Source organism: Streptomyces sp. ISL-43, assembly GCF_018614195.1.
Taxonomy (GTDB): Bacteria; Actinomycetota; Actinomycetes; order Streptomycetales; family Streptomycetaceae; genus Streptomyces.
This window is the reverse complement of record NZ_JAGGOT010000117.1, coordinates 1-7,743: the sequence shown is the minus strand read 5'-3', so window position 1 is coordinate 7,743 and position 7,743 is coordinate 1. Positions and strand designations below refer to the sequence as shown.

The 7,743-nt window shown below is 69.5% G+C and carries 9 protein-coding genes; 6 read left to right on the top strand and 3 right to left on the bottom strand.

What is annotated here, in order from left to right; translation table 11 throughout:
• Nucleotides 1-220: 220 nt before the first annotated feature.
• From J7F03_RS40100 to J7F03_RS40090, 3 genes are all read left to right on the top strand, one after another.
• Nucleotides 221-1,675, top strand: a complete 1,455-nt coding sequence (locus J7F03_RS40100; RefSeq protein WP_214958152.1) for a hypothetical protein — start codon at nucleotides 221-223, stop codon at nucleotides 1,673-1,675.
• A gap of 341 nt (nucleotides 1,676-2,016) precedes the next feature.
• Nucleotides 2,017-2,337 (top strand): hypothetical protein, encoded by a 321-nt coding sequence (locus tag J7F03_RS40095; protein ID WP_251073205.1) that lies wholly within the window; start codon nucleotides 2,017-2,019, stop codon nucleotides 2,335-2,337.
• 183 nt (nucleotides 2,338-2,520) lie between these two features.
• Nucleotides 2,521-3,204, top strand: a complete 684-nt coding sequence (locus J7F03_RS40090) for an alpha/beta fold hydrolase (protein ID WP_214958151.1) — start codon at nucleotides 2,521-2,523, stop codon at nucleotides 3,202-3,204.
• Between the two features lie 72 nt (nucleotides 3,205-3,276).
• Here J7F03_RS40090 and J7F03_RS40085 read toward each other — a convergent pair whose 3' ends face one another.
• A complete protein-coding gene (locus tag J7F03_RS40085; RefSeq protein WP_214958150.1) occupies nucleotides 3,277-3,495 on the bottom strand; it encodes a hypothetical protein in 219 nt (72 codons plus the stop codon).
• 113 nt (nucleotides 3,496-3,608) lie between these two features.
• Here J7F03_RS40085 and J7F03_RS40080 point away from each other — a divergent pair, with 113 nt between their 5' ends.
• Together J7F03_RS40080 and J7F03_RS40075 are read left to right on the top strand one after the other, a co-directional pair.
• Nucleotides 3,609-3,815 carry a hypothetical protein gene (locus tag J7F03_RS40080; protein WP_214958149.1) on the top strand — a complete coding sequence of 69 codons (207 nt, stop codon included), beginning with the start codon at nucleotides 3,609-3,611 and terminating at the stop codon, nucleotides 3,813-3,815.
• Between the two features lie 650 nt (nucleotides 3,816-4,465).
• Nucleotides 4,466-5,704, top strand: coding sequence for a hypothetical protein (locus tag J7F03_RS40075; protein WP_214958148.1), 1,239 nt, complete (start codon nucleotides 4,466-4,468; stop codon nucleotides 5,702-5,704).
• Between the two features lie 71 nt (nucleotides 5,705-5,775).
• On the opposite strand, the gene J7F03_RS40070 is transcribed toward J7F03_RS40075, so the two are convergent.
• Together J7F03_RS40070 and J7F03_RS40065 are read right to left on the bottom strand one after the other, a co-directional pair.
• Entirely contained in the window at nucleotides 5,776-6,534 is a 759-nt protein-coding gene (locus J7F03_RS40070; RefSeq protein ID WP_214958147.1) for a hypothetical protein, read from the bottom strand.
• Nucleotides 6,531-7,052, bottom strand: a complete 522-nt coding sequence (locus J7F03_RS40065; RefSeq protein ID WP_214958146.1) for a SigE family RNA polymerase sigma factor — start codon at nucleotides 7,050-7,052, stop codon at nucleotides 6,531-6,533. Before J7F03_RS40065 ends, J7F03_RS40070 begins: the two co-directional genes overlap by 4 nt.
• Before the next feature lie 400 nt (nucleotides 7,053-7,452).
• On the opposite strand from J7F03_RS40065, the gene J7F03_RS40060 reads away from it, so the two are divergent.
• A partial coding sequence (locus tag J7F03_RS40060) for a hypothetical protein (protein ID WP_214958145.1) occupies nucleotides 7,453-7,743 on the top strand: 291 nt, incomplete at its 3' end.

Here is a 7,743-nt window from a genome sequence, read left to right as displayed (position 1 = left end):
TCCCAACCGAAACGCCGAGGTGAGTGTACGGTCCCGTAAAACTACTGCCTATAGTTTTAAGGGGGGCGCGGGGCCCGCCGCCCCCTCTCGACGAGTCTGCGCCCGGCCCCTCCCCGCACAGCCGTCGAGCCCGAAGGTCCGCTACTTCCTGCATGACATGGGCCTGACATTCCATACGGGCCTTTGCCTGCCCCCTCACATCCGAAGGTGACCCCTCCGCATGTCCCTGCGCACCCGCGCCCTGCCCGCGCTCGTCATAACCGCCGCCCTCACCCTCTCCCTCAGCGGATGCGGCACGACGACCCCGCCGGCCAAGCCGGCCGGTCCCACGACCACCGTCGGTCAGGCCGCGCCCGGCCTGACCCTGTTACCCGACCCGCCGACCGCCACCGCCCGGCCGAAGACGCCCCGGCACACTCCCGCCGCCGGCAGCGTGCCGGCCACTCTGGCTCCCAGCGGGAAGACGAAGCTCGCTGTCATCACCCCCTCCACCCGATCCGGCGGGCCCGCCGAGGCCAGCAGCCCCGGCCTCACGCTGAGCTCCTACGACGTACGCACCGGTGAGGCCGTCCTCGCACCCGCCGTCAACGCCGCCCCCGCCGAAGGCGCCCCCTCCGTCCGTGCCGGTCAGCTGATCGACAGCCCGCCGACACCGGCCGCGCCGCGCGGTGCACTGCTCGCGGTCACCGCGGTGCGGTCGGCCAACCGCGGCAAGACCTCTGTCAGCACCCGACCCGCCACCATCGCCGAACTCCTCGGCAACAGCTCCTCCACCCTGCACACCGCCCTCGATCCGCGCAGCATCGAGGTGCAGCCGCAGGTCAAGGACCTCAAGGTCTCCTTCACCAAGCGCCCCGACGGTGGCAACGGCTCTGTCTCCGGCGGACTGAAGCTGGATGCGGACACCACGATCCCGCTGCCCCACGGGGCCTCCGTCACGCTCGCCGGCTCGCTCGAACTCGACCCGGCCGTCGACTTCTCGTACCAGGGAGCAGCCCTCCACCCGGATCAGGCCAGCGTCGGCTTCGAACTCGGCGCCCGCGCCAACTGGCGTATCCGTGCCGCAATCGCCGCCCCCTCCGATCCCATCCGGATCCCGCTCGCCAAGCTCATGGCCAGCCCCGTGGTCATGGTCGGTCCCGTGCCCGTCGTCATCAACCTGGACCTGACCCTCTACGCGAAGATCGGAATCGACGGCACCGTCACCCTCGACGTCACGCAGCAACTCGCCGCCGACTGGGGCATCCGCTCCGACTACGCCAAGGCCAAGGGCTGGACCACGGACGCCGACCCCGGCACCATGACCATCTCCCCGCTCCGCGCCACGCTCACCGGTAAGGCGTCGGTCCGCACCGGCCTCGCCATCGAGGGCTCGGTCGCCCTGTACGACGCCGTGGGCCTCAAGGCGAGCATCGAGCCATACCTGCGCACCGCGGTGGAGGGGTCGGCAACCATCGACTCCAGCGGCGCCGCCCCGACCGTCACCGGCACAGCCGCCCTCTACGGCGGCCTCGACATCAACGGAGCCCTGATGGCACGCATCGCCATCGTCGGCACGCCGATCTTCGAGAAGGAACTCCCGTTCCCGGTCTACCACCGTGAATGGCCCATCGCGACGCGCACCACCTCCACCACACCCCCGACCAGCCGCCCGAGCGCCACAGCAACGAACTGACGTACGATCACCGCCGTCCGGGACACCGTCGAAGTCCCCCTGCGCTGCGGGGGCGCAGGGGCTTCATGTGCGGGGTGCCGGCCCCGCCACCGCGATGGCGGCAGGCAGCCGGAAGCACAACGAGCGGTTCCGGCTCAGGGGCAGGGCACGTCCCCGTCGGTCGCCTCCCTCAACCGGGCCGTCGCCGAAGCCGAACAGGCCGCCACGGATGACGGCCTGCCGATCAGGCCCACCCCCGTCCGCACCCGCCGGCCCCGAAGACCCGCTCACCCCCGAAGAGCCGGGCACCGCCGGCGACTCCAGACCCAGCCCCACCATCCGAACACCGGAGAACCCCGTGGATGACCTCGCGACCGTGCGCGCAGGAGTACGAGAAGGCGTACAACGAACTCCTCGGTGCCGCCGCCCGGCTCCACATGCTGCGGCGCCTGGAGGGCGTGGGCCTCGACTCGCACGCGACCGCGGCCATGCACGCGATCGGGTTCGCCGCCACCATCCTGTGGCTAAACGTCCCAGGACCCCGCCGCCCGGCTACCGGCACGACAGCGAGCCCCTCCCCCAGCTGGCCGCCAAACCGGCGCGAGGCGGCACTGGAACTCGGCGACTACGCCCCTGAGCGTCCCACCATGCGACTGTTCACCGACACGACGCCGCCCTCGTAGCGGACCGGGACCGGTGCCATCCGTGCCCGAGATCACGTCCGATTCTGCGACGAGACGGGGCGGGTGGTCACCCATGCCCGGTTGGGTCCGCCCGACGTGCGTCTCGGCGATTCCCGGGGTGGACTTGAGCCTCGAATGTGACGAGCGGATCTGGCGATCCGTGCCGAGTGGAGGAACAAGCCGATGGCGCCGAGCAAGCCGAGCATCGTCTTCGCCCATGGCCTGTGGGCAGACGGCTCCTGCTTCAGCGAGCTGATCCCCGTCCTCCAGCGGGAAGGCCATGAGGTGGTGTCCGCGCAGAACACGCTGGACTCGCTGGAGGGCGACGTCGACGCCGTCCACCGCGCACTCGCCCGGGTCAGCAGCCCCGCGATCCTGGTCGGCCACTCCTGGGGCGGATTCGTCATCACCGACGCCGGCACCGACGAGAGGGTCGCCGGGCTCGTCTACGTCGCCGCGCTCGCCCCCGACTCCGGCGAGACAGCGCAGGACTTGATCGGCAAGTTCGACACGCCGCCGCTGTTCGCCCACCTGGATGCCGAGGACGGACGCCTGTGGATTGCCCGCGACGGCATCTCCGACTTCTGCGGCGACCTCTCCGAGGAGGACCAGCTACTGGTCTGGGCGACCCAGGGCGCCCCCCGCGCCGAGGTACTGGGCTCCACGACCGACAACCCCGCCTGGAAGTCCAAGCCCAGCTGGTACCTCGTCACCAAGCAAGACCGCGCCGTCAACCCCGAGCTCCAACGGTTCATGGCCCAGCGCATGGGAGCCACCACCACCGAGGCCGACACCAGCCACGTCCCGATGCTCTCCCGGCCCGATGTCGTCCTGGAAACCATCCGCACTGCCGCACAGGCGATCTGAGTACCGGGTACTGACCCGGCACGGCACGGGCTTTGTGAACTCCGGGTAGCGGCATGAGCATCAAGCGGTTGCTCAGACGCCGCCGTGGGCGACCTTGACGATGTTGGTCCAGCCGTTGCCCTGGTCGCCGCCGTTCCAGCCGTAGACCGTGGCGCTGCCGGCGGTGTCCTTGTCGGCGAGGATGTAGCCGGCGTGGGTGTCGGCGGTGAAGTCGACGAACTGGGCCTTGGCGTGGTCGGTGGTGACGCCGGTCGCGATCTGGCCCATGGGCTGCCAGCCGTTGCTGGGCACGACGTCGCCACCGCGGTGAGGAAGAGCTCGACGCCGCCGCGAGCCCGAGGCCATCGTCTTCGCCACCGACTTCGAGGACATCCTGGACGAGCAGCCGCCGGTAACCCCAGGCGGTGGTGCGGCTGACGGTCGCGGGCTTCACGGACACCGAGATCGCGGGCCGGCTCGAGACGACCCACGGCGCGATGCGCAACCGTAAGACCCTCTTCCGTAAAGCGCTCTACCAGGCCGCCCGGGAGCGGCGCATCTGGATCCCCAAGCAACTCCACACGGCCACCGCCAAGAACGCGTCGCAGCAGGGGACGGCGCGCGTCCGATGAGCACTCCAATCCCCCAGCCGCAAAACCCGCGACCCAGACGGACGCCCGCCATCACGCCCATCAGCGGAGGCGCCTTGGTCGACGCCCTCGCCATGGTCGGCGCCCCCTGGTGGGCCGTGGCCGTCTGCGCCAGCAGGGCGGGCCACGCTGCGGAAGGGGACGGGTGACCCCGGCCCCGCCGCCGGCCCCTTCGACCTCACCGATGAGCACCAAGCCCTGTTCCCGGTCCTGACACCCACCACCGGCCTCAGCATCGCCCACGACATCCGCGCCGGCAGCACCGGGATCGGGGGCCTTCCCGCGCAGGCCGAGGCGTTGCGGGGCAAGTTGAAGCGACTGAGGGACCGGGACTGGGCGCACCGCACTCCGGACCGTGCTGACACGGGCCCGACATCCGGGAACGGAGCGGCTGAAGACGGCGCATAGCGTTCCTGACGGAGGGTGAGGAATCAACCCAATCGACCGATTTCCTACGCATCGCGATCACACTTAAGTTCGAATTTCCATTCTGATTGATCGTCAACTCGGCTATGTTCAGGGCTGGTTGGCGGGGGGCCAAGTGGTTGCAGTAGACGCGCCACGCAACGGGGCCGCCGCATGCCTTCGCATGGCCACACATCGCCATGCTTGCGATCAACAGGGGGAGTTTCGTGAACAGATCTCTGAAGACGGCAATCGGGCTGGGTACGGCCGCGCTGGCGCTGGTCGCCGGGGTGCTCCCGGCATCCTCGGCCCCGCTGACACACCCCGTACTGACCGACGCCGAAATTGCCGCGCTGACTCCGGCGGACCAGGCGAAGCTGCTGAACCCGCTGCGTGAACTCGCCAACGCCGCCGACTCCGTGGGCCGGTCCGGGGAGGCCGGCATCTACTCCGGCATAGAGCTCGACGCCAACTCGCACACGGTCACCGTCTACCTGACCGATCCCGGGCAGAAGCAGAAGTTCCTGGCTGCGGCCAAGGAAGTGGACCCAAAGATCGACACTGGGCTCGCCCGGATCAAGCAGGGAAAGCACACGCGCCAGGCCATGCACGCGGCACGTGATCGCCTGCTCCAGGCGAGAGGACAGCTCGACGCCGACATCGAGAGCGTGACGGTGCCGCCGGACGGCAGCGCGCTACACCTCGGAGTGAAGGATGTCGCAAGCGCGCGGCAGAAGCTCGCGGCTCAGCCGGACCCCACGCGCGCCGCGACATTCGGGGCCGCGGTGGAGACGGTGGTGGAACCAGCTGTCGGTGGTTCCGACATGTCCCGGCTGAGGGACACCCCTGCCTGGATCGCGGGCGCCGCACTCACCAACACCAGCTGGACCAGTGGCTATGCCTGCACCTCGGGCGTGCCCACTCGGCGCAAGTCCGACAATCGATCGTACTTGATCACCGCGGCGCACTGCTTCTCCGACGGCAACAGTGTGTACACGGGCTGGGAGGGCGGCGGCCGCAACTACATCGGCCAGGTCACAGCGAGGGCCAACCTCTGGGACGCCATCGCCGTCGACACCACCAATACGGGAGTGACCGCCGGGTACGAGTGGGACGGCCCCGTCGACAACTCCTTCACCCTCGCGCTGACCAGCTCCGCGTACTCGTACAACGGTGACTACGTCTGCCAAGACGGCTACACCTCGGGCGTCGTGTGCAACATCAAGGTCGTCAACCAGGACAAGTACTGGACGGGAAGCAACGGGGTCGACCACCGAGGTGTCGAGGGCACGCAGGTGAACGGCAGCACGGCCATCAGGGGCGGTGACAGTGGTGGCCTCGTCTTCGGCATCACTGGCAGCACCCGCCAGGCCCGTGGCCTCAACAGCTGGGGCGGCGGCACCACCATCCGGTGGACCGAAGTGATCGACATCTACAACACGTGGAACCTGCAGCTGGCGCCGTAACAGCGGACGGTGGTCCCCCCGGGCCCTGCCGGCTCGGGGGAACCACCTCAGCACGGGCTCGGGGAGCCGCCTCAGTGAGGGAGCGGGGCGCGCACCACGAGCGGCGGTAGTGCGTTCGGCGCAGGCTGTGCGGCAGGGACCTCGACCGGCTGCTGCAGCACGACGACCACCTCGTAGCCCGCGGGATCACTCCACACCTCGGACCATGACGACGACGGGCAGAGCGCGTCGCGCTCGCCCAGTTGTTGAACGTCCGGGCGTCCCGGCTCGAGGTCGACGGGACGTCCGGCCATGTCGACACCCTGGGGCGAAAGGTCACCGGGCGGGTTGAGCATCGGCCCCCCGCCCCGGATCACGCCGTCCTTGAGGTAGAGCACCTCGATGCTCGCCGATGGGGTGGAGACGACGGTGCGCCGCGTGTCGGAACGAAGCGACACCGCGATCTCGGGGCCAGCCTGATCGCTCGTCCGCCGGATGGAGCCGAACTCCAGGGTCAGACCGTCACGCGTCGAGGCCGCTCCGGAAAGGTCGAGGCTCTGGCCGCACACGTACGGGCCCGGTGCCGGAGCGCCGGACGTGCCCGCCGAGGGGGAAACGCTGACGGCGCCGGATCCGGCGGCGTCGACGGCCCTCGAAGGACCCCCGTTCCACTGAAGGACACCGAAAGTGCCGGCGGCCGCCAGTGCCAGAACCGCGCCTCCCTGGACCGTGAAGCGAGCCGTCCGGCGCCGGCGCACCCTGGCCGCCACCCCGCTGATGTCGATGTTCGGCGTTCCGGCGAGTTCCGCCGTGGCGGACAACTGCTCGCGAAGGTCTTCCGGTCCCATCATGACCTCGTGTCTCCCTCAACCTCAGTGCGCGGCGTGTCGAGGGCTGCGCCCAGCCGGGCCAGCGCGTCGCTGAGGTGGCCTTTGACCGTGCCTTCGCTGCAGCTCAGCTGGCTCGCGATGACGGGCACGGTGCAGTCTTCGTAGTAGCGCAGGACCACACAGGCGCGTTGCCGTGGCGACAACCCCTTCAGAGCGGCGAGGAGGTCGATCCGCAGCCCCACACCCTCGCTATGTTCCGCCACCGCCGTCGACTGAGCCAACCGCGGCGTCGCCATCACGAACCGGGCACGTCGACGATGCTGATCGACGAAATAGTTCAGCATGGTGCGCCGCACGTAGGCCTCGGCGTCCCCCACGTCCCAGGACGAACGGGGCTGTGCGAAAACCCTGACCAGGGCTTCCTGGACGAGATCGGCGGCCTCCGCGCGGTCTCCGCACAGCAGGAAGCCGTAGCGGTTCAAGGCAGAGCCACGGATCTGGACCAGCTCGGTGAGCAGTAGTGACCACTTCTTCGCCATTCGGCTTTGACCCCCTCATGTGATGACACGAACGACGGGACCATTTCGTTGGGGGCTCGCTCGGCGAATTTTCGCGGCGCCGGGAAGAGTGGTCAACCCGGTGGTCTCAGTCGGGGACGGCGGGGGTGTTCACAGGTCATGCAGCCCCTGCACTCGGCACCCCGCCGAGAACGCCGCCCCGGCCCAAGCGAGGTGCTCCTCGCTGAGCCCGTTCATCTTGAAAGTGCTGGTCGCGGGGCTGTCGTGGGTGCTGCAGCGGCGGATAGTGCTGGCCGAGCACGCCGGGCGGTTGCGCAAGGAACTGGGGGAAACCGAGGCGGAGTGGCCCGGCTGGAGGCAGCCGAGGTAGTGATCGGGCAGCATCGAGGCCGATGGTCCGGGCGAGGGGGACGATCTGCGGATGGATGCGGAGCTGGAGCACGTCACCATGGCGCCCGGAGCGGGCGGGATGCCGCTGCTCTGCCGCGAGCGGGGCATGGAACCCTCGGCGCAGGCCAGGCAGTCGCTTGCGATTGCCTGGCAACGGCCGGCCGACCATGAGCACCAGGCAGGTGTCGGCGTCGATGAGCACCTCCTCACCGCTCGGTCTCGGCCTCGCCGCCCGGTTCCACGGCAGCACCAGGCCCCGCCACTCACACGCGGTGACCGCGACAAGGGACACCCCTTGACCGGTGTTCTGTCCACGGAGGTT

Bases quoted from the DNA above. Each gene is read 5' to 3' on its own strand.
- J7F03_RS40070 (WP_214958147.1), bottom strand. From the start codon at position 6,534: ATGATGGGACCGGAAGACCTTCGCGAGCAGTTGTCCGCCACGGCGGAA.
- J7F03_RS40065 (WP_214958146.1), bottom strand. From the start codon at position 7,052: ATGGCGAAGAAGTGGTCACTACTGCTCACCGAGCTGGTCCAGATCCGT.
- J7F03_RS40100 (WP_214958152.1), top strand. From the start codon at position 221: ATGTCCCTGCGCACCCGCGCCCTGCCCGCGCTCGTCATAACCGCCGCC.
- J7F03_RS40095 (WP_251073205.1), top strand. From the start codon at position 2,017: ATGACCTCGCGACCGTGCGCGCAGGAGTACGAGAAGGCGTACAACGAA.
- J7F03_RS40090 (WP_214958151.1), top strand. From the start codon at position 2,521: ATGGCGCCGAGCAAGCCGAGCATCGTCTTCGCCCATGGCCTGTGGGCA.